Here is a 21,853-nt window from a genome sequence, read left to right on the forward strand (position 1 = left end):
ATCATGTCTGGTGTGTTTAATGCACTCACAACGGCTGTCAGCGGCATCAATGCCCAGTCAGATGCCTTTACCAACCTTAGTAACAACATCGCCAACAGCCAGACCGTTGGCTATAAGGCGGACACAACCTCCTTTGCGGATTTCGTAGCAGGGAGCATCACAGGGAACTCCGCTTCCCAAGCGCAATCCAACACAGTGCAGGCCATCACAGTGCAACATGTTGATAATGCCGGGACGGCGACCAACAGCACCAATGGCATGGCTTTAGATATTTCCGGTAAGGGGATGTTTGTAACCTCCAAACCCACCGGGGCAGGCGCAGCAAATGCCGGAGTTACCAATTTCTCCGAGCAAAAATTCTATACGCGCAATGGTGACTTCCAGCAGGATAAAAAAGGGTATCTTGTTAACCCTGCCGGCTATTATTTAGACGGCTATATGACTGATTCCACTGGCTCGCTCACCAATGTTATCAGCCCACTTAATGTCAGCAATGTTGGCTTTAAGCCAACCGCGACAACAACCATGACCCTTAACGCTGCGGTAGGTAAGCTCCCTGCGGACCCCGCCAACTACACACCGCAAAGCTATACAACTGCTGCCACCACAACCTATGATGCAAGCTCTAACCCCCATAAAATAGCCATCCAATGGCAGCAAAGCGACACTAACCCACTTGTTTGGAATGTCTCTGCTTATGATGCAGATGGGACAGGCACCATCGCGCCCAATAATTATCAAGTCACATTCGACCATTCCGGCTCTCTTGCCTCAATTACCGATATGAAAACAGGTAAAGAGGTTGGCTCATCAACAGTAGGCTCAAAGGCGGAAATCCCCATTACGGCCCACTACGGCAACAATGTGGAACAAACCATCAATCTCGCCCTCGGCACCATTGGTGGGACGAGCGGAACCACTATGGTAACAACCAATAACTCCGCCTCTACCAACCAGGCAAACCCGCTTAGCCTCTCTGGCACGACACTATCTATGAGCCCGACAACAATCGGGACAACAACCGATAGTATGCAAAGCTATATGAGCTCCCCCCTCATGGTTGCCAGCACAGCTGCCTCCACCACAGGCGGCACAAACGGGCAAACTAATGCTAGTACCACCTCGCAGGTCCCTGTGGCTGTAAAATGGACGCAAACCTCAGCGTCTCCACAAACATGGTCTGTCCAAGCGGTGGACCCTTATGATGCCACCACCACCTCTCCTGTAAAAATGGATCAGGCTCATTCTGTCATCTTCAATAAAGATGGCAGCATCCAAAGCTTTGATGGTCAAGCTGTCAGCAAAGGCAGCCCCGTTACCACGTCTCTAAGCATCAATGGTACAAATTACACGCTTGACCTCAGCAATGCCTCCCTCACAACTGGGACATCCCTTGGCGGCGATGCTACTACTCTTACAAATGATAGCATTACCTCTGGCACCTATACCGGTGCCGAGATTGAAAGCGATGGCTCTGTCATGGCGCAATTTGACAACGGCTATACGCAGCTTATCGGCAAAGTCGCTTTGACAAACTTTAACAACGTCAATGGCCTTCAAGCCGTAGATGGCCAAGCTTACCTTGCCACATCACGCTCTGGCACCCCTCAAACGGGCCTTGTCGGTGAGAATGGCACAGGCTCCCTCGCTGTAGGCTTTGTGGAAGCCTCCACAACCAACCTAACAGGCGATCTCTCCGCCCTCATTGTGGCGCAAGAAGCTTACAGTGCGAACACGAAAATCGTCACAACAGCCGATACATTGCTCCAGCAAACAATCGCTATGAAGCAATAAACCGTCTCATATAGGCCATAAAAAGGGCGCGGGTGTTTTACCACCTCGCGCCCTTTTTCTTGGCTAGCCAGCACATCTTACTCTCAAGAGGAGGGACCCTTTAGGCCTTGATGTGAGGGTGATTCTTCTTCTTGCGGTCATAATGACCAAGCCCGGTACGAGAAGCCTCTAGCTTCTTCATTGTGGAATAACTCTCACACGCCATGGGATAATCTGCTGCTAAACCCCAATAAAGGCGATACCCCTCGGGGCTTTGGCGATGTTGCCGCTCAATATGACGTTTGAGCATGCTAAACGCCCCACCACAATGCAGACAAATAATTTCATCACGGAAGATAGATTCTTCAGGCGCGCAATAAGGCTCATCGCGGTTTGCAATCCACTGGCCCGGCTTTTCTTTTACCTCAGGGGACATACCTTGTACAAAATGGCTCCCCAGAGAGCCCGTAAACCCACGGCCTTGCTGGCTTGCCAATGCCGCCAAACCTGCAAAAGCGTCCCTACCTTCATTTTTCCCCGTAGGCAGAACGGCCGTCATCTTCTGTGCGAGACGCACAATCTCATCTGATGCGCTCGTCATATCGTGGATAACCCCAAGATCCACAAGCTCTGAGAGGACATTCAGCACGATGCTTGCCCGCTCTGGGTAATGTTGAGCAAGGCTTAGTAGCGTCTCCGTCATGCCACGCAAATGCTCTGCCTGACCGACAATATCACTTAATGTTTGAGATGATGAAAACTCCTGCTGGAAGCGTGCAAGAAGTCGCCCAATCCCCTTCTCAATAAAATTACTTGTTGTCTGCACTGTCATTTGTCCCCCTCCTATGTCCGACTCTAGCTTAGCCTATCTTACCCGTCTTATTAAAAGATTGTTACAAACCACACGGCAAGTGCTTTTAATAACCAGCTCTCACATTTGGTCAATAACTCTCTTTTTAAAAGAACCGTTATAAGATTTTATGAGGAGGACTATACAAATCGAAAAAGACGAAAAAATGGCTATTTTTGTCTTTTTCATGGAAATAGCCTTTAAAAAAGAAGGCTTGCTGACAGATGCCAACAAGCCTCACACGATAACCCAGAGCGTAACGCATGGCTCTCACGTCATACTATCAATGCTGCACGCCACCATAGCAGCAATCCCCATCCCTATTTCTCGCGATTGCTGATAGATAAGCTTATCCCGCTTATAAGAGGCTGTACGAAGTGCCTCACCGCGCTCATCATGCTGCACTTGCGATGACAAAGCCGCCGCCCCTGCGGCAAGCGCGCGCATATCTGTCATGAAATCCTGCAACCGGTCCCCTACCGCTCCAGAGCAAGACGAAACAACGCTACGCTGCATCAGGTAATCCTTCTCAAAACAGTCTCTCTAGCGAGCTTTTGGCCTCTATTGCCTCTTATACGGTATAAAGACCTAAAAATAATAATTGACCCATTCATCATAAGGCCAGCAAAGCCTATATAGAGAAGGCACATTAAAAAATGATTAAAAATATAGCTCACGATTAATTTTTAAGATAATAAAAACCTATCTCTCTATAAGATATTCCTTATATATCTCCATTTTCTTCTTAAATTGGAACCCTATTTCCTAACAGTTAATCTTATATGCCTTATTATATCTCATCCTATACCATTGGAAGGCCTATTACCCTTAACGGGATGTAAAAAGGAGGCGCGATGTCCATATATAAGCTCATTCTCCCTGCGGTTTTACTGCTCCCAGCCCTTACCAGTACCGCATCAACCCCAGCCATGGCACAGCATTTTTATGGCGGCAATGCTTATCTTCTACGCCCACCCCCAGCACCGCCACCAGCTATGAGGGAGTTTACCCATCTACCACCGCCACCGCCGCCGCCGCCCTCCTTCGGCAGCACATGGCAACGGGACGACTACCGCCCCCACGAGCAGCCAGCCCCATGGGCAGGACCGCTTTGGGGGTCTTACCGCGACCCACAACTCTCTGTTCAATATGGCTGGAATGCCCCTGCCTTCACCCCTTGGGGCAATTACATTACATCCCAAGCCCCTTACCTACCCTCTCCTCCTAGCCGGAGCTGTGTGGACCAAAATTGTACAAGCCCTTAGCCATAAAAAACGGGTTCCTTCCAGAGGGAACCCGTTCTTATTAGCCCTCATCTTCCGCAAGAGAGCTTAAACCTTCCAACACATTAGAAGCCGCCTCAATAAGAGGTGTTAGGCTTAATGTTGGGTCTAACATCGCGCGAATACCATATTTCTGTGCTTGGTCAGCCATCCGGGCAAACAGTAATCTATCTTCTGTTTCCACCATGCCTGCTTCCACAGCATTCGCCCGTTGGATCAGTGACCAAAGCCGTTGATTCTTCGCAATAGCCTGATTACGCTTAATCACATCGCCCTCATAAGCGACACTCTCTAACGCGGCTATCAAACGGCGGAAACATTCTGCATCAGCTTCCCTATCAGAGAGAGACTGACTAACAGCACTGCGATAAGCATTCATGGCGTTATGTTGATACATAAACGAGCAACCGCCTCCCCTCTATAGTTATGGCTGGGCTTTTCCACGCAGGCAAAGCCCCCATAATCCCATCAATCAGACAATTTAGCTCGCGGCTTGAATATCAGTCATCGGGACCTCTGCATCCCCCATCATGACATTCATCCCAGAGCTACCTTTCTTCACTGCTGTGACCGTGCCTTTTACTGTGAAGGGAACGTCAGCCGTATTACCGCGGCTATCAACTGTCTTAACAGCAACGCTATAAGCCCCATCGCTTAGGCTGCTGCCGTTATCATCCTTACCATCCCAGCTCCAAGACGTCTGGCCGCCTCCTGCTTGCATGACAGCATGACGTACAATCTGGCCGGCACTATTAGCGATGGAAATACCAACCACTTGGCCAGCACCCGCTTTAAAGGACAAGCCTGCCGAGCCAGATTGCAACGGCAAGGTGGAACCAGATACACTCACCTGACGACCCACAAGGCCTTTATCCTGCGTAAGCTGCCCTGTCTCATTAAGGGAGATAAGCGTGTTAAGGTTGTTATTCGTCTGGACCTGCTGCTCCACAGCGGAGAATTGAGCCAACTGAGAGGCCATATTCTCGGTATTCATCGGGCTGCTAGGGTCCTGATGTTTGAGCTGTGTTGTCAGCAATGTGAGAAAGTTATTCTCATTCTTGGCCATAGAGGCAAAAGCCCCGGCCGTATTAGTACTAGAGCTCCCACTCTGCCCCGCTCCAGACAAAGAGGATGCTCCGCTACGCGCAGCACTATCCGCTGCTTGTTGCAAGGCTAAAAGATTATTAGACGTTGCGCTAACCATGACGTTTTCCCTCCACTCTAAAACTGATTAGACTGAAATATTCAGCCGGCCCATCCCACCAGATGCGCCCCCTGCCGTCCCGGTAGGGGTGTATGATGTGTCATCTTGCGGCGATGCCTCGCTCTGTGCAGCGCGCAAAATAGCCCTAGGCTGCCGCGCTGTGTGCTGCTGGCCCGCACCGCCATCACCACCTGCCAAAAAGCCACCTGCCTGTTGAAAGGTCGCTTGCCCCTGCTGGTTTTGCCCCTGATGTTGGCCTTGGTTAGGGCTTTGCTGTTGGGGCATGTTCTGCTCCCCCCCGTGCGCGCCTTGGCCTGCTTCAGTGGGGAGAACATCAATCTTCATCACCCCTGCATGAAGCCCAACCTCATCAAGCTGACGAGCAAGGATATGGTGCGTTTTTTGCAACGCATCCGTTGTGCCATCATCCTGACCTTGCAATGCAAGGGAGGAAAGCCCTTCTGGCGAACGATTCAACTGGACACGCACGGACGTATCATCAGAGGTCGTGACCGTTATGTTTAATGTCCCCGCCTGCCCGTTAGAGGTGCGAGCAGAAAGCACGCTTGGCGTGGCAAGATTATGCTGCATAAGAGAGGCTTTAACCTCGCCTCCCGCCTGCTGCGCCTGATGTTGCGGCAAACTATGGGAGGAAGCCACCTCCACCCCCATATTCTGGTCAGCGTCGTTGCTGCCCTCCATATGTGATGAGACAAGCCCTAAAAAGGAGCCTTCCCCCACATTCAAACCGCTCTTGCCAGCATCATCCCCATGTGTCGCGGCGGCTATATCCGTCCGCGCGGCTCGCTCTGCTAAATTATGCTCTGATGCACCATCATGTCCCGCTCCACCTTGCTCCCCACCTGAGGATAAAGACTGCCCTCCCGTCTGGGCCGATGATTTTACAAGCAGGTCGAACAATGTATTGCTCCCCGCATGCGTCTGCTCATCGTGCGTTGCCCCATGTGGGATAACCGAAGATGGTGAGGATGGCCCCTTCACTGTGGAAGACATCGCCGCCATAGTGGCAGGTTGGAAACTCAAAGCAGTAACGGCTTGTTTCCCATCTTGGGCACCATTCTGCGCTACCGAGGATACCGCCCCTTGTGATGCAGTAACTGCTTGAGATGATAAACGCACGGAGGCCGCACCCTGCTCCCCTTCGGAAAGAGCATGAGAAAGCCCTCTCTGCATGTTAAAGCCTTGGGCGAACGCCGCCTCTACGGGCGTTGTCTGCTTCATCGGCTGCGTCATAAATGAGGCTGGGGCTTGCTCGGCCATACCGTGCTGGGACGATGCCTCACCCACAGAGGCCATAGACGCATCCACGGCCTTAACAGAGGCCTCCTTTTGCGTTTGCCCCTCTAAAACTGCAAACCGCGCTAAGGATGACGCCGCATCACGCCCCGCAACGCCTATAGAAGCCTGCCCTGCCAGTGAAGCACTCGCTGAGGAGGGCCCCTCTATTGCGGTAGAATGATGCGTTGTAAAAAGTCCCGCTATGGATAACGCTGCTTGAAGATCTACGGCAGTCTGCGCTGATGAAGATTGATGCGCTTTGGAGGGGTCATCATCTTGCTCTGCCTTCTGCCGCGCCTCCGCTGCTTCCTGCGGTGTGAGCGTCTCATCCTTAGCCGCTACAGCCTCTTGTGAAGGGTGCGTCCGCCCCTTATCAACCAGCTTATCCTCTGAATAAACTGTCTGCTCCGGCCCATCCTGCCTTCGAGCTGCCTGTTGTGCTCCTTCTGAGGGAGTATCTCCCTGCTCTGAAGCTGTTTGCTGCTCTGTCTGGCCCTGCGCCTCTGTTTGTACCCCAGTGTCCTGCTGCCCTATATTCGTCTTATTCCCTTCTTGCGAAGAAGGATCTTGCGCGGCATGATCCTGCGCTGCCAATATAGCGGCAAATTGTTTACGCCCCGCTTTAGAGGGAATAGAGATATTGGGCTTAACACCCCCCCCTTGTGTGGCCTTACTCCCTCCCTGTGAGGCAAGACTGGGGTTAATATCCGCTAAATCCATAGTCGTGAGAGACGGCAAAGACATTAGACTAACTCTGTCAGCATAGTATCGACTTCTGCAAAGCCGGGCATGAGTTCTTCTGGGATAGCCTTACGGCCAATCTCAATGCAGACTTGTGGCGGCTGGCCTTGTACAAAGGCCACTAACACCGTGCGGATAATGTCGTAATAATGGTTATCCATTTTCACGACTGATTGCATACGCGACGCTAAAGGACTGACCACACCATAAGCCAACAACACACCAAGGAAGGTCCCAACCAAGGCCCCAGCAATCATCTCCCCCAACACAGCGGGAGGCTTACTAATCGCCGCCATTGTTTTCACCACCCCTAGCACCGCAGCCACAATCCCCAAAGCGGGCAACGCATCAGAAATGGAGGTAAAGGACTCAGCAATATGGAGGTCCTCATGCAGATTTTTCTTTAATTCCCGCCCCATAATTTCATCAAGCTGATGGCTCTCATCAAGATTCATACTAATTAACCGCAAATAATCGCAGATTAAATCGCATGCCTTTTCATCAGCTTTAATCATCGGAGCTGTAGCAAAGATGCTGCTTTCCTCTGGGCTTTCAAAGTCATTTTCCAGAGAGGCAATGCCTTTCATATTCGCTTGCTTCAATAGCCGATACAGCAGAGCCAGCAGATCTAAATAATTCTGCCGCCCATATCGTGGCCCTTTAATGACCAGCATCAGATAGCCAAAAACGGACTTCACCGCCTCCATACTGTTGCTCATGATGAACACACCAATGGCCGCACCGAGGATTGTCAAAAGCTCAAAAGGCATAGAGGCCAGCAAAGGGGCCAAAGCCCCCCCGGAGGCGGCAAACGAGCCAAACACGCATAAGAGTGCAAAAATCAGCCCACCAATATACAGCATCTTAGCCTTCCTCTCTCAAAACTCGTCCTAATACCGCCCCTCTATGGGCTATTTTACGCGCCCCTCTGCTCATCGCGCTTTCCCCTGCTCAGCACCATTTTGAGGCGTGGCAGGCTTATCACCCGCTTGTGCAAAACTATCTGGCAAGGGATGGAAGCGATGAATGAGCAGAACAATCCGCCTATTCTCAGGGGCTTCTGGGTGTGCGGGGTCTGCTAGGCTACGGTCAGCACGCCCTTCCACACTCCTAATCCGTCTATCGGGATAACCAGAGCGTACAAACAGCTCGCGCACACGGTCTGCTCTCATCTCCGATAAGGTCCAGTTTGATAAGCCGTGCGGATTTACCTCCTTCATATGGTAAGGCACACCATCGGTCTCCCCAATGATGGAGATATCCTCTGGCAACGTGCCTAACCATGCAGCAACCCGCTCTAATAAGGCTTGGCCATCCTTATTAGGGACAACCTCACCATTATCAAACATCGCTTTATGAGCTGTATCTTGCACCTCGATGCGAATTTCATTCGTCCCCATCTTAAAACCAAGATTGTCCTTTAAATCATTCAACCCCGCCTCATGCGTGAAAGTGGTTTTTAACCCCTCCACGACATGATGAAGATACGTATCTTCCTGAGCCGCTTGCTCCACTGGCTTTGCAGCAGGGCTTCGCTCTGCCCCAGCACCAGCGGGAGCACCATCACCCGCACGCCCGGTATCTGCTGCATTACCTTGGCCAACTTGACCCACATTTTCCGCCGCACCTGTTTTCGGCCCCCCTAAGGGAATAATCTCTGGCCGACCTGCATTACTATCATCTTCATCAGGATGTGTATCTTCACCGGATGACAGAATACTCACGCCATTATTGGTTAGGATGCCTTCTTGCCCCTTACCATCACGGCCTCTACCATCCCCTTGGCCATCATGAGCATGCTCCTCAGGATCACTCTCTAACGCATCTGGCTTTGGAGCTGGCTCTTGGTCAGAGTTCTGCACCATCCGCAAAGATGACGGAGCAGAAAGCGGGGATGTCTCTAACAAAGCTTGATTCGATGTTGCAGAGCCTGTGCGGTCCGCCATAGGGTTAAAGAATAGAGCAATCCCGCGCTTCTGCTCATCTGTTGTGATATTCAACAACCACATCAGCAAGAAGAAAGCCATCATCGCGGTCATAAAGTCTGCATAAGCAACCTTCCATGCCCCACCATGGTGCCTGCCACTGACAATCTCTTCTCTTTTAATAATGATTGTTGGCGTGTTCTTCCCCTCAGCCATGACGCGCCCACCATTTTAACAAGCAAAAAGACGCCCGCCCTAATGAGACAAGCTGGGCCACGCCTTGCATCACGCAGACCTCCTATTATGAGCAATACCCACCCGAACAGACGGCACACCGGAGAAAGAGGATGTCCCCGTATGGGTCAGCTCAATCGCCGTATCGACCCACACTTCACCGCCAATCTCCCGCCAGCGTTTGCAAAATGTGTAATCCTCACTCAGATATGTGCCGCTTTCAGCATCAATACTTCCCTCAAAAAGGGCAAAACGGCGGCCATCCTCACCTGCGGGGGCGTCAATGCGTTTATATTCCAACTCTGGATAAGCTTTGAGCATACGACTTACCGCATGACGACTAATCATCATAAAACCCGTACCCGCATAAGCGGTTTTTAAGAGCGGACCATGCTCGTAGGTTTCACGCATTGCTGCAGTCTCACCGACATAACGCAATGAGGCTGTCTGCTGCCTCTCCCCAGCAAGAATGTTATGCTTTGTTTGATCATCCCAAAAACGATCCCGCAGCGGATACAACCCCGCAATAACATCCTTACCCGCCTCAAAAAGACGCGTTGGCGCATTAGCGGGAAAACTGATATCCGCATCCACAAACAAAAGATGCGTACAATCGGAGCGGAAATAGAAGTTCGATAACAGCGTGTTGCGTGCCCGCGTAATCATGGCATCATCACCAACATGCATAACCGTCATAGGGATGCTCTGCCCGCTAGAGGCATAACCAATGACCGACAGCATATAGCCCGTTGTCACCATGCCACCAAAACAGGGCGTTGCGAGCATAATCTTCCCTGAGGGTGAAGTCCCTGTTTGCATATTGTGCTCCTTCTAAAGTGCGGCACGATTAAGCCATGATTTTGCCTTATATAACTTTGTTTTTTACAAGGCTAAATGTGAATCCTCAAGATATTTCGCAAGACATAAGCCTTGCACATGCCTAAAAATAGGGTTTTTTTAAGGTCTTGTTGCTGAACTTGTAGAAGGTTTGTTGTGGTTTATTAAGACTTAGGTCACAATTCCTCATACGCTAACGCATGATACTGTGCGCGCTCATCTAACATCGCTTGTTCTTGGCGTTGTGCGTGCTGCGCTTGCTTCTGCTGATGATGCGTTAATATCGTTTTTGTCCCCTCCTCCTCTCGGACTCGCCCCATAAGCACCGCTCTTGCACGGGCACTTTCCGCCTCAGCTTGCGCTAAGGCCTCATCCAACCGCTCTAGCTCCGCTTGGGCGAGGGGTAACCAATGGCGATAGCCATTCCATAATGCTGGGTCTTGAGCGACATCTTCGCGCATCGTCCCTAATAAAGTACGATTCTCCTCCATCTGGGCTATAAGCGTATCTTTTTGCACTTCAATGCGCCGCTCCTCAGCAAGGCAGGCCGCAAGCCGCGTGCGTGCTGCATCAGTATCGCGTTTTTGCATTTTGGCCAGAGCGGTAAGGGCCTTTAGACGTGCTGGCTTTATAATGCCTGCTCCTCGCCATACTCAGCAGGCGCTAAAATCGCCTCAAGCCCAGCAAAGGATTCTTCTAACGAGACACGTTCCATCTTCTTCTGCGTTAAAAACCGCTCTAATTGCGGGCCGAGCTGTACGGCTTGGTCGGTCTCCATATCATTACCCGGCTTATATGCCCCTAAACGAACAAGGTCGCGCACATCCTCCCATTGCGCCAAAAGACGGCGCGCGTGAGTTGTTAACGCGTTTTCTTGCTCACTATTACAGCCCGGCACTGCACGAGAGAGAGAGCGCAATATGTTCATCGCGGGATAACGCCCCGATTCCGCAATTGCGCGTTCTAGCACAATATGACCATCCAAAATCCCGCGCACTGTATCAGCCACAGGTTCGTTTTGGTCATCACCTTCCACCAGAACAGAGAATAACGCCGTCATCTGGCCTGCTTTTTGCGCCCCCTGTGGCGTCCCCGGCCCAGCGCGCTCTAACAGCCGTGGGAGGGTCGCAAACACACTCGGCGGATAACCCCGCGTGGCAGGGACTTCCCCGGCAGAAAGGCCAATCTCTCGCAAGGCTTGGCAAAAACGCGTCACGCTATCCATCAAAAATAAAACGGACTTCCCTTGGTCGCGAAAATACTCTGCCACAGCCATCGCGCTATACGCCGCCTCACGCCGCATTAAGGCCGAGCTATCTGAGGTTGCAATGACCAAAACAGACTTTGCTAAACCTTCCGGCCCAAGGTCATCCTCTAAAAACTCGCGTACCTCACGCCCACGCTCCCCTACGAGGGAAATCACCGTGACATCACACGCAGTCTCCCGCGCTAACATCCCCATAAGGGTGGATTTCCCTACGCCAGAGCCTGCAAACAACCCCAGACGCTGCCCCTCCCGACAAGTGGTGAACAGATTCATCGCCTTAATGCCAAGGTCAATCCGTGGCCCTAGGCGGGCACGCTCTGTTGCGTTAGGGGGAATGGCACGCCGCTTTTGCCGATGGCTGGACGGTAAAAGCACACCCTTACCATCAAGCGGCGTACCCATTGGGTCCACCACCCGCCCAATCCAAGACTCATTAACCGCCAACCCCGCCGAAGGGGCCTGCTGGCGTTGCCCCTTGCCGTACAAAGCAAAAAAGACAGGACAGCCAGCACCAATCCCCTCAATCGCTTCATAGCTCATCGCTAAGGCTTGCTTCTGACGAAAGGCAATAATCTCGGCAAGAATATCGCGCCCATCAAGAGTACGAATCCGTATATGATCCCCCACAGCGGTAAAGGCCGCCAGCCCTGCTACGGTCACACATAGGCCAGACACATCCACAACCCGCCCAGCAAGCTCCCCTAAAGGCACCCCAGCCGCTGCAGGGCGAAGCAAGTCGGGCAGAGCCTGCATAATCCCTTCCTGACTCGCTAATTGCGCTGTTAAAGCCGCATTTTTCGCCCGCACAGCCTGACATTGTGCGGCACTATCGGGCTTATTCGTCAGGATCACAGCCATTACAACAGCCCAGAGCTAGATGATCCGCTATCACTCCCGCCAAAGAGGGCCAAAATCCCATCACCACCATCATCACCACCAAAAAGGTCAATCATGCTGGCAGGCTTATCATCGCTATTATAATCGGGGTGCATCTGGATTTGCGCCAAATATTGCTCCGCGTAACGCTGCACACTATCAGGCTTAGAGAAGGTACTCATATCAACCTTCTTGCTCAAAATACGTTGTTGCTGATCAAAATCCAACACACCGAACTGGTCAGGGTCATACCCGCTTACAACCTCAACCACCCGCAATAATGTGGCATCGGACATCACATCATTAAGCGTTTTCACCTGCCCGGATTGCATCCGCCGGGTGAAATACAACGCATCCCCCACGCCATTTTGCTTAAGCGCATCACTCGTCTCATAACGACGTTGTTCATATGAGCTTACGGTCGAGGCAATCAAATCCGAGGTAAACGGCGTTGCTTCTGCTGTCCCTTTCCCCGCGCCTAAACTAGCGAACGCATCAGCAAAGGCCAACCAGCTCGCATTCTGCGAAGTACGTGCGAGAGACGAAGACGATGTAGGGTCTTGTGTTAATAATTGTCGTTCTACCGCTTGCTGCCCACTTAAAGAGCTTAGGTTATACGCCCCTAATACCACTTGATTAACGGAGTAATTCTTCATCAACGCATCAGTCGTGGTGATGGAGGACGCCTTTTGTTGGAAGTCCGCCACCATGCGCTTGGCTTCGTTATCACCTTTAATGTTATTGGCTGCTGCCTGAACTTCATCCTTACGGGCTGTCAGAAACTGAGCTACAGGCGAAATACCGCTAAGTCCCATATGCCACCTTCCTCCATCAAACATATCAGTAGCGGGCACGAAAAAGGCCATACCCTCGCAAGAGAGCCCATCATAAACCAGAGATATTTAACAAAAGGCTTCTTCTGGCCAATTTTCAGCACAATAAGGCTAATTTCCCCTATAATCCCTGTATCTCTTTTATATAATCCATAAAATAACCTTATAGTCTTCCAAAGGGCCTTCATGAAACATTATGTCATTAGTCTTGCCCGCACGCCAGAACGACTAGAACGCTTCCGGCGCGTTAATAGCCATCTCCCCGACATTACCCATGCACCGGGCATTGATGGCCAACAAGTGGACAGGCAGAACATCATTAAAGCCGGAATGCTAACCGCAGACTGCCAATTTACCGCTGGAGCTGTAGGTTCTGGCCTGACGCATATTGCCCTATGGGGGGCCATCGCCCAAAGCCAAGAGCCTGCCCATATCTTTGAGGATGATGCCTTTCTCTGCCAAAACTTTGCCTCCAAAAGCCAAGAGATCATCCAAAACCTCCCTGAAGATTGGGAGATTATCCTCTGGGGGCAGAACTCCGATGCCCCACTACATTATGAGGTTCTCCCCGGCCAAACGGATTGCTTTGCCCAGTTTAATCAAGATGATGTACGCCGTGGGATTGAAGGCTTCCGCTTCCAGCAGGTAGAAACACTTCCCTTCCGGCTCAAACAAACCTTCGGCATTTGCGGTTATGCCCTCTCCCCTCTTGGGGCTGTATCGCTCATGAAACGCTGCCTCCCTATGGCATCCCTCCCCATCAACTACCCCTCCTTAGGCAATAGGACACTCATTAGCAGCAGCATCGACCATCTTATGAACCGCCATTACGCGGAGATGAAGGCTTATTGCTGTGTGCCCCCCCTTGTTCTGACCGATAACCTAACCGCCCAAAGCCTCAACCGCGCTTAAGAAAGTGAATATAATGACACACCGCGCGTTCCGCTCTCTCCTTACCTCAATGCTTGGCAGTGCTGCCTTGTTCGGCCTTGCCTCTTTAGGGGGCTGTGTGCGGCCTGCCGCACCCTATCTTGCCCAAGGGCAGCTCCTCAGTCAGGCAGGCTTTGTCGCACACCCCGCTAATACAACAGCCCGCTATGGGCTGATGAATAGCCTCCCCGATGGCAGCATCACCTACCGCATGGCCCCTGATGGCCAACGAATCTACCTGTATGCAGACCCTCTAGCCTGTGGATGTGTCTATATGGGGGATGAACAAGCTTATGGGGCTCTTCAGGCCCATATCAAACAAACAATGAGCCACAAAAAGCACGCTCATCTCACCCCCTCACAAGAGCTTATCGCTGCCATGACGGCAGAAAATCACCGCGATACAACACCATGGGATTGGACCATCTGGAGCCCCGCTGCGGACCCTGATAGCAACCAACCCCGCCATATGATTGGTGATTACTGGTAAGGCGTCATCTATTAAACGCGGTTATTAAGGGAGATGTTGGCGCGGGATGTATCCGCCCCGGCCTCTCCTGTCCGCCCATAACCATGGCGGCTTTCTTCCATTGCGCTCTCTACCAAAAACTGCATTACCGCCTCTTGCGTCACTACAGCCCGTTGGAGAAGAACACGATTTTGCGCGGCAATATCTGCAAAACGACTCTGCACTTGTCGGAAACTTGCGGGCAAATTCTCAGCCCCTACCCCCGCTCGCCGCGCTTGCTCTACCAGAGTGGACAATTTTTCGATCCGTGCGGTTTTCTCTGGCAGTAAAGCCGTTGCTTCTGTCACATTCTCCGCTTCCAGCAGGCGATTTTCCTTCACCATAATTTCCGTTGCCTCGGTAAAAGCACGAATGAGAGCCGTGAAAGAAAATGTCTCTTTTGCCGTAAGGTCGCGCCCTGAGAAATGCCCTGCAACTTTACGAAGGGCTTGACCAAGCCTTAGCCTCTTCATCCTTTACGCCCCTTCATACTATGCCCTACCTGGGGAGAATGAGCCGCTTTTTCCTGCATCTCTTTCATCCGACCATAGACTTGATGAGCAATCCCAACCCCACCACTTCGGGCAACTTCCTTGCCGAGCTCCAACACTTGCATAGAGCGAAATTGCTTCTCTGCATTACCACCACCAAAAGGTGCGGCAGAATTATCCACCGTATCGAACATCGGCTGTAACATCTCACCGAGGGCCATTGCCTCAAAATCTTGGGCGGTTTTACGCGTCTTATCCTCCATAGCGGATGAACCAGCCGGAGAGGGCTGCGCTTTAGCTGTATGAGCCGCATGAGCTGTAACAGCAAAACGCGCCGCCATTGTTGATGAAACATCCATATAATGCGCCCTTCCCCTTAGCGGACCTCAAGCTCAGCCTGCAAAGCTCCATCAGCCTTAATTGCCTGTAGGATGCTAATCATATCGCGTGGGCCAACACCAAGGGCATTAAGCCCCGTCACCAAATTGGATAAAGACGGCCCATCAGAGAGAATCCCCATCTTATGCTCACGGTCTGTTGTCGCATTGATCTGTGTTCGTGGCACAACAGCTGTCTGCCCCCCACCAAAGGCATTGGGTTGAACAACCTCTGGCGTGTTCGTCACCTGCACGGTGAGGTTACCTTGTGCGATAGCAACAGTCGTGATGCGGACATTCTCACCAATCACAATCGTACCGGCAGCCTCATCGACAATCACTTTCGCCATTGTATCAGGTGTGACGGTTAAATCCCCAATCTCATACAACGCTTCTGACACATTCCGCCCTGCGAGATTCACTGCAACGGTCCGTGGGTCATCCACTCTGGCCGTTCCGCGCCCCATATGGCGGTTAATGACATCCGCAATTCGCACCGCAGTCGTGTAGTTAGAGTTCTTCAACGCTAAATGGATAATACCACCCGCCCCTAAAAGAACAGGTACTTCACGCTCCACAACCGCACCATTAGCGATATGACCACTTGTTGGGACGTTACGCGTTGCCGTTGCACCGGGGCCTTGTGCGGTAAAGGCATTTGTCACCAAAGAGCCTTGTGCAACAGCATAAACCTCACCATCAGCCGCTTGTAGAGGCGTTACAATCAACGTCCCGCCTGTCAGACTTTGGGCATCCCCCACGGCGGAGACTGTTACGTCAATCCGGCTACCACCATGAGCAAAGGGGGGCAATGTCGCTGTGACCATCACCGCAGCCGTGTTATGTGTCTGTAACTGAATGGCTTTGTCGCGGATATTCACGCCAAGGCGGTTGAGCATGCCAATCAACGTCTCACGCGTAAACAGCGTATTGGTCAGGCGGTCGCCTGTGCCATTAAGACCGGCAACAAGACCATACCCGACAAGTTGGTTGTCGCGTACGCCTTCATAATCCACAATATCCTTAATGCGTACAACCGAGCCATAGGCGGGGCCACCCCACCACGCACCCAAAAACGCATACGCACAAGCCACTAAAAGAGCATAGCGGCGGACGGACCATCCCCCTCTTATCCGCTGGGATAATCCCCCACAACAGCTTTTCAAAAACATCAGGCATAGCCTCCTGCCGCCCAATCTAACCTTGAGAGAAGAATATACAAGGAAAATATTCAATTATAAGCCTTAAAATAGCGCATCATTTTCTTTATATAAAGACATAAAGAAAGACCATTCCTCCAACAAGCAGGGCAAGGGCTTTTCTCCCTGCCTGTCTTACCATGGCTAGCCTCATGTCTGTTTCTCTCTCTTTACGTTATTGCAGCATGTTATTGTTAGGGGGGAGTCTCCTTTCCCCACTAATACCCCTTCGGGCAGAAACAGCCTCCCCTCCTTTAGAGCGTAGCCAATCCCGTTTATGCAGCGATGCTACAGCGCAAGTTGAGCGTGCCTTACGCTTACCGGATGGGTTCCTCTCGGCCATCAGCCGTGTTGAAACAGGCCGCCCCGATAATAAGGGGGCACTCCTCCCCTGGCCATGGAGCATTAACGCAGCAGGGAGCGGGCATTTTTACGCCAGCCGGGAGGAAGCCATCGCCGCGGTGAAAGCCTTTCAACAACAAGGGATAACCTCTATTGATGTCGGGTGCATGCAGGTTAATCTCCTCCATCACCCTACGGCTTTCCCTTCCTTAGAGATTGCCTTCGACCCCTATAATAATGCCCGTTATGCGGGGATGTTCCTCCAAAGAATGCGCGATCAAACAGGCAGTTGGCCACGGGCTGTAGCGGCATATCACTCCCAGATTGCCAGCAATGGCACACCTTATCTTGAGCATGTCCTCCAGCAATGGGCCATCCCCCAAGGCGACCCCGCCCCCAATATCAGCCCCGCACCACATAGTATGCCACACACGGGACCAAAACCGCCCATAGCTCCTAGGCCCGCTACCGCCCCGTATCGCCCTTTCATCATTCGTCAAGCAGGGGATATGCCTGTAGGAAGTGGCATTAACCATGCAGGGACCGGGGCAAATGCCTTCCTCGCCCAACGCCACGCCCATCCACCCCAAGCGATGGCACCTCAGACAACCGAGGCGACAAACCCGCCACCTGCTAATAACCTAAACACACATCGCCCCTTCCGGCCTTTCCGAGGGCTTTTCCGCCCGACAATGCCGCCACCGCCTCATCAACGGCTTAAAACCTCCCAAAATGGGCGCAATCTAGCCGCTTATCGGGCGATGGCTGTCCATAGCACGGCGGCTATGCCTTATATTCCTGCCTATTAAACAGCCATTTAAATAGCCATGGCACGCTGGCGCAAATCTGCACCAACCTCCTGCAAGACAGGAACAAAGGATAATTCTTGGGCACGGAAAATACGCATTGTCGGGTACCATGGGGTCCGTTCCCCTTCATCACCCCAACGCCAACACGCATCCCAACGGCTCACAAGCCACACCTCTCGTCCTAACGCCCCTGCCAGATGCAACGGTGCTGTATCGACAGAAATTATAAGGTCCAGAGCTTCCATCAACGCTGCCGTATCGGCCATATCCTGTACTTCATCCATCACGTCATAGACGGGTTGCGGCGTCTCTACCCCCACAAGCTCACCACGCCGTGGGCCATATTGTAGATTAAAGAAATCCGCCTCAACCGTGCCAAAAGCGGCCATCATCTCCGCAAAGCTGCTCGACCGCCGCTTATCAGAGGCCACGTCTTGCGCGCTTGTCCGTGCATCACCTGCCCAAACTAGGCCTACACGCAGACGCCGCGTCTCTAGCTCTTGAGCCTGAACACCCCTTTGCTGGGCAATCACGCGCTCTACAATTTGTGCAAAATGTGCCCGCCGCTCTAACGGCACAGCAAGATAAGGGGTAAAGGGTGGCAACGCCGCAGGAGATTTGAGGTCACACAGATAAGGTAAGTCTGGAATAGGGCAAGACGTATCATATTCTTTAACCCGTTCTGGCGTCTTTAAAAGCTCCGCTACCAAACAGACCTCAACCATAGGATAGGTCTCGGCCAACAAACGAGCTAGAGGCGGAAGGGCCGCTATAGTGATATGCCCTGCTTGACGAGCAATCTCTGGCAAAAAGCGAATGAACTGTATCGTATCCCCTAAACCTTGCTCTTGATAAAAGAGAATACGCTTCCCTGCTAAAGGCACACCCTGCGTTAGACGCGGCAAATCCTTATAAAACCACCATGAAAGATTAGGCATACGCGGCACGCGCCGCACATAACGCGCAAACCCTTCCTCATATGCTCCAGCTTTAAGCAAGGCCATCGCATACCCAAAAGAGACATCCTCATCACGCGAGGCAAGCTCTATCCCCTTTTGATAATAAACCATCGCCTCGCGCGAGCGGTTAAGCCGCTCTAACGCGCAGCCCATATTATTATAGAGAGCAACAGAAGGCGGCCCCTCTTGTAACCATACCGCCAAAACACGCTCGGCTTGGTCTGCTAAGCCTGCCTCTAACAAGCCCATGGAGATATGTTCCCCTGCAAAAAGACGATGTTCAGGGTAATTCTGCGCAATCTCCATAAAGAGGCTGATGGATTCATCACGCTTACCTGCTGCCATCAAAGCCCCGGCAAGGCATAATTTCAACTCCCCTTGCAGGGAGGCCAAAACAGCATGACCCTGTGGCAAAAGCAGCAGTGCTTTGCGAAAAATCGCTACAGCAACATCATGATGCGCTGTCTGTTGGGTAAGAAAAAGCCCTGCTGCTAAAAGCACCGGAATATCTTGACTAGCCTGTGCTGCCTGTATCGCAAGACTCGTAGCTTGTACCCCTTGACCCATAGCGTAAAGCTCTTTGCAACAAAGCGTCAAAGCCTCTGGCGTTAGCCCCTCAGGCAGCGCACTTTGGGACGGAGAGGGAGGCCCTTTTGCACCATTATGTTGCTCCACCATTGTCATAACATTCCTCCCTCTATGGCCTAAACCACATCCAACCTTATACATGAACTCATTAGACCATAATTATGCCATAATTGAACTTGCTGCGTAAGGACTTAATGGCTATTCTATACCAAGAATAAGATTTAACTTTAAAAAGGCCTTTAAAAGAGTTTCCGTCCCCTCTGAGGGAGGATCGTTCATCGCCCTATAATCAGCCAGGATGACAATGCCCACTCCCTCTCCCACCACTCAATCCTCCTCTGCTCATGCTGATGGAGCAACACATAAACCTGTCCCCCAAAATGAGAGCGGGGTACATCACATGAGTGGGGCTGTTACCTCCCTATTACGCAACCCGATGAGCCTCTTTAAAAAAGGCGGGGTTGCCTCCTCCCTCTCCACCCGCCTACCGGGGACGGATATTCTGCTCGCTTTAGGGGTGATTCTGCTCATCTCTATCCTCATCGTCCCCTTACCGACGATGATTCTCGACCTCGGCTTATCGCTCTCCATTACGTCTTCTGTCCTCATCCTGATGGTGGCGTTGTTTTTAGAGCGACCTTTGGATTTTACATCCTTCCCCACCCTCTTGCTGCTCACCACCATGTTCCGCCTCTCTTTAGAGGTCGCAACGACACGGCTCATCCTTAGCCATGGCAATGAGGGGGCCTATGCCGCAGGCCATGTTGTGGCCTCCTTTGGGGGCTTCCTCATGGGTAATGATGTAGTGATTGGCGGGATTGTTTTCTGCATCCTGCTTGTTGTCAATTTTATGGTCATTACCAAAGGGTCGGGCCGTATTGCGGAGGTCTCTGCCCGCTTCTTCCTCGATGCTATGCCCGGTAAACAAATGGCCATTGATGCCGACTTAGCCTCCGGAGCTATTAATGAGCGCGTTGCGCGTGGCAAAAGAAAAGAGTTGGAAGAAGAGAGCTCCTTTTACGGGGCGATGGATGGTGCGGCTAAATTCGTCCGCAATGATGCGATTGCGGGGATTCTCATCACCGCCATCAATATTCTAGGAGGGCTAACCATTGGTGTGCTGCGCCATAATATGCCCATCAGCGAAGCAGCGCAGACCTTCACCACCCTCACGATTGGTGATGGGTTAGTCTCTCAAATCCCAGCTTTGCTTGTCTCCCTTGCTGCGGGTATTGTCGTCACCAAAGGCGGGACGGATGGCTCTGCCGATGTCACCTTGTTCCGTCAATTAGGCGGCAATGCAAAACCTCTGGCAATTGCAGCAACACTCTCCGCTGTTTTTGCGCTCATGCCGGGCCTGCCTGCCTTTCCCTTCCTCATGATTTCTATCGCGGCTGGGGTTGGGGCATGGGTTCGCTATAAAACGCCCAAACGTAATGAGGACGAGCCTGACCTGACCCAACCAGCAGCCCCCACCACACAACCCATTACCGAACTCCTCAAAATCGACCTTTTACGGTTGGAGATTGGCTTTGGCTTGCTCCCCCTTGCCAGCGGGGATGACGCCCAAATTACGCGGCAAATCAAAGCCTTACGGCGCAAAATGGCAACGGATATGGGGTTTATTACCCCTTCAGTCCGCATCCAAGATAATATCCAACTACCCACAGATCGCTACGTCATTAAGCTAAAAGAGATTGATATTGCCTCGGGGGAAGTACGGCCTAATCATCTACTGGCGATCTGCCCTACCCATAAAGACGGCCAACCAACATTACCCGGTGAAACAACCACCGAGCCATCTTTTCATCTCCCCGCGATATGGATTGACCCAAATTTAAAAAAACAAGCAACAGACCAAGGCTATACAGTTGTGGACCCGGTGACGGTCATCATCACCCATCTCACCGAATCCATAAGCCAAAATCTAGGCGATTTGCTCACCTATACCGCTACGCAAGCCTTGCTGGATGACCTCCCCGCAGAGGAGCAAAAACTGGTCAATGACCTCATCCCCTCGCAAGTCTCACTCAGCACTGTACAACGTGTCCTGCAATCCTTGTTGCAAGAACGCATCTCCATCCGTGATTTGCCCACAATTTTGGAAAGCATTCAAGAAGGCCACGCTCTCGCTGCAAAGGGCATTAAAGCCCTCACAGCCCATGTCCGTATTCGCCTCTCCCGACAAATCTGCAATAGCTATGTTGGGCCTTCAGGCTGCATCTCTATGATTACACTCTCCCCAGATTGGGAGAATAACATCCTCAATAACACTGTTGGCAAAGGCGATGACCGCACCTTAGCCATGCCACCTGCCATGCTGGACCGCTTTGTCACTGCTCTACGCCAAACCTTCGACCAAACGGCTACTTTGGGAGAGATGCCCGTCATCGTAACCACCTCAGCAACACGTGATTCTGTCCGGATGATTGTGGACCGTATTCGCCCCTCTGTTGCGGTTATGGCGCAAGCAGAAATCTACCCCCGTACGCGCATCCGCACGGTTGCCACAGTGACCTAACCCTATT

Annotated in this window: 21 protein-coding genes; 6 read left to right on the forward strand and 15 right to left on the reverse strand. The window is 51.9% G+C overall.

The annotated features are described in order from the left end of the window. The first annotated feature begins 3 nt into the window (after window positions 1-3). A complete protein-coding gene (locus tag GM557_RS07325) occupies window positions 4-1,794 on the forward strand; it encodes a flagellar hook-basal body complex protein (protein ID WP_155573696.1) in 1,791 nt (596 codons plus the stop codon). Window positions 1,795-1,894: 100 nt separating this feature from the next. Here the strand turns inward: GM557_RS07325 and GM557_RS07330 are convergent, their stop codons facing one another. Next, complete coding sequence (locus tag GM557_RS07330; RefSeq protein WP_155573697.1) at window positions 1,895-2,605, reverse strand: MucR family transcriptional regulator; 711 nt, start codon at window positions 2,603-2,605, stop codon at window positions 1,895-1,897. A 288-nt stretch (window positions 2,606-2,893) separates the two neighbouring features. Further along, the gene (locus GM557_RS07335; RefSeq protein ID WP_155573698.1) at window positions 2,894-3,139 is read right to left on the reverse strand and encodes a hypothetical protein; all 246 of its coding nucleotides are present in this window, start codon (window positions 3,137-3,139) and stop codon (window positions 2,894-2,896) included. A gap of 338 nt (window positions 3,140-3,477) precedes the next feature. On the opposite strand from GM557_RS07335, the gene GM557_RS07340 reads away from it, so the two are divergent. Beyond that, window positions 3,478-3,888 (forward strand): hypothetical protein, encoded by a 411-nt coding sequence (locus tag GM557_RS07340; protein WP_155573699.1) that lies wholly within the window; start codon window positions 3,478-3,480, stop codon window positions 3,886-3,888. A 40-nt stretch (window positions 3,889-3,928) separates the two neighbouring features. Here the strand turns inward: GM557_RS07340 and GM557_RS07345 are convergent, their stop codons facing one another. The 9 genes from GM557_RS07345 to GM557_RS07385 all read right to left on the reverse strand — a co-directional run bounded on the left by GM557_RS07345 (window position 3,929) and on the right by GM557_RS07385 (window position 13,104). Continuing rightward, the gene (locus GM557_RS07345) at window positions 3,929-4,303 is read right to left on the reverse strand and encodes a flagellar biosynthesis regulator FlaF (protein WP_155573700.1); all 375 of its coding nucleotides are present in this window, start codon (window positions 4,301-4,303) and stop codon (window positions 3,929-3,931) included. A gap of 84 nt (window positions 4,304-4,387) precedes the next feature. Continuing rightward, window positions 4,388-5,110, reverse strand: a complete 723-nt coding sequence (locus GM557_RS07350; RefSeq protein ID WP_155573701.1) for a flagellar hook assembly protein FlgD — start codon at window positions 5,108-5,110, stop codon at window positions 4,388-4,390. 27 nt (window positions 5,111-5,137) lie between these two features. Next, window positions 5,138-7,153 (reverse strand): hypothetical protein, encoded by a 2,016-nt coding sequence (locus tag GM557_RS07355; protein ID WP_155573702.1) that lies wholly within the window; start codon window positions 7,151-7,153, stop codon window positions 5,138-5,140. Next, window positions 7,153-8,013, reverse strand: a complete 861-nt coding sequence (motA, locus tag GM557_RS07360; protein ID WP_155573703.1) for a flagellar motor stator protein MotA — start codon at window positions 8,011-8,013, stop codon at window positions 7,153-7,155. The genes GM557_RS07355 and motA overlap by 1 nt, the downstream gene beginning before the upstream one ends. A 69-nt stretch (window positions 8,014-8,082) precedes the next feature. After that, the gene (locus GM557_RS08935; RefSeq protein WP_155573704.1) at window positions 8,083-9,291 is read right to left on the reverse strand and encodes a flagellar motor protein MotB; all 1,209 of its coding nucleotides are present in this window, start codon (window positions 9,289-9,291) and stop codon (window positions 8,083-8,085) included. A gap of 69 nt (window positions 9,292-9,360) precedes the next feature. Next, window positions 9,361-10,128: a hypothetical protein gene (locus GM557_RS07370; protein ID WP_155573705.1), complete on the reverse strand. Its 768-nt coding sequence runs from the start codon at window positions 10,126-10,128 to the stop codon at window positions 9,361-9,363. 194 nt (window positions 10,129-10,322) lie between these two features. Then, complete coding sequence (locus GM557_RS07375) at window positions 10,323-10,736, reverse strand: flagellar FliJ family protein (protein WP_155573706.1); 414 nt, start codon at window positions 10,734-10,736, stop codon at window positions 10,323-10,325. A 38-nt stretch (window positions 10,737-10,774) separates the two neighbouring features. Next, window positions 10,775-12,166, reverse strand: coding sequence for a flagellar protein export ATPase FliI (fliI, locus tag GM557_RS07380; RefSeq protein WP_155573755.1), 1,392 nt, complete (start codon window positions 12,164-12,166; stop codon window positions 10,775-10,777). A 104-nt stretch (window positions 12,167-12,270) separates the two neighbouring features. Then, a complete protein-coding gene (locus GM557_RS07385) occupies window positions 12,271-13,104 on the reverse strand; it encodes a DUF1217 domain-containing protein (protein WP_155573707.1) in 834 nt (277 codons plus the stop codon). A 204-nt stretch (window positions 13,105-13,308) separates the two neighbouring features. Between GM557_RS07385 and GM557_RS07390 the strand changes: the two genes are divergently transcribed. Both GM557_RS07390 and GM557_RS07395 read left to right on the forward strand, forming a co-directional pair. Beyond that, on the forward strand, window positions 13,309-14,034 hold the full coding sequence (locus tag GM557_RS07390) for a glycosyltransferase family 25 protein (protein WP_155573708.1): 726 nt from the start codon (window positions 13,309-13,311) through the stop codon (window positions 14,032-14,034). Window positions 14,035-14,047: 13 nt separating this feature from the next. After that, on the forward strand, window positions 14,048-14,542 hold the full coding sequence (locus tag GM557_RS07395) for a hypothetical protein (protein WP_155573709.1): 495 nt from the start codon (window positions 14,048-14,050) through the stop codon (window positions 14,540-14,542). 11 nt (window positions 14,543-14,553) lie between these two features. On the opposite strand, the gene GM557_RS07400 is transcribed toward GM557_RS07395, so the two are convergent. Genes GM557_RS07400 through GM557_RS07410 form a run of 3 tightly spaced genes read right to left on the reverse strand, consistent with a single transcriptional unit; the run spans window position 14,554 to window position 16,600 of the window. Then, window positions 14,554-15,033, reverse strand: coding sequence for a hypothetical protein (locus GM557_RS07400; protein WP_155573710.1), 480 nt, complete (start codon window positions 15,031-15,033; stop codon window positions 14,554-14,556). Beyond that, on the reverse strand, window positions 15,030-15,410 hold the full coding sequence (locus GM557_RS07405) for a rod-binding protein (RefSeq protein ID WP_155573711.1): 381 nt from the start codon (window positions 15,408-15,410) through the stop codon (window positions 15,030-15,032). Before GM557_RS07405 ends, GM557_RS07400 begins: the two co-directional genes overlap by 4 nt. A gap of 17 nt (window positions 15,411-15,427) precedes the next feature. Then, window positions 15,428-16,600 (reverse strand): flagellar basal body P-ring protein FlgI, encoded by a 1,173-nt coding sequence (locus GM557_RS07410; RefSeq protein WP_155573712.1) that lies wholly within the window; start codon window positions 16,598-16,600, stop codon window positions 15,428-15,430. 179 nt (window positions 16,601-16,779) lie between these two features. Here GM557_RS07410 and GM557_RS07415 point away from each other — a divergent pair, with 179 nt between their 5' ends. Next, the gene (locus GM557_RS07415) at window positions 16,780-17,778 is read left to right on the forward strand and encodes a lytic transglycosylase domain-containing protein (RefSeq protein ID WP_155573713.1); all 999 of its coding nucleotides are present in this window, start codon (window positions 16,780-16,782) and stop codon (window positions 17,776-17,778) included. Between the two features lie 8 nt (window positions 17,779-17,786). On the opposite strand, the gene GM557_RS07420 is transcribed toward GM557_RS07415, so the two are convergent. After that, window positions 17,787-19,421 carry a tetratricopeptide repeat-containing glycosyltransferase family protein gene (locus tag GM557_RS07420; protein ID WP_196424619.1) on the reverse strand — a complete coding sequence of 545 codons (1,635 nt, stop codon included), beginning with the start codon at window positions 19,419-19,421 and terminating at the stop codon, window positions 17,787-17,789. 340 nt (window positions 19,422-19,761) lie between these two features. Between GM557_RS07420 and flhA the strand changes: the two genes are divergently transcribed. Then, on the forward strand, window positions 19,762-21,846 hold the full coding sequence (gene flhA, locus GM557_RS07425) for a flagellar biosynthesis protein FlhA (protein WP_155573756.1): 2,085 nt from the start codon (window positions 19,762-19,764) through the stop codon (window positions 21,844-21,846). Window positions 21,847-21,853: the final 7 nt, after the last annotated feature.

The organism is Bombella sp. ESL0385 (assembly GCF_009725755.1).
Lineage (GTDB): Bacteria > Pseudomonadota > Alphaproteobacteria > Acetobacterales > Acetobacteraceae > Bombella > Bombella pollinis.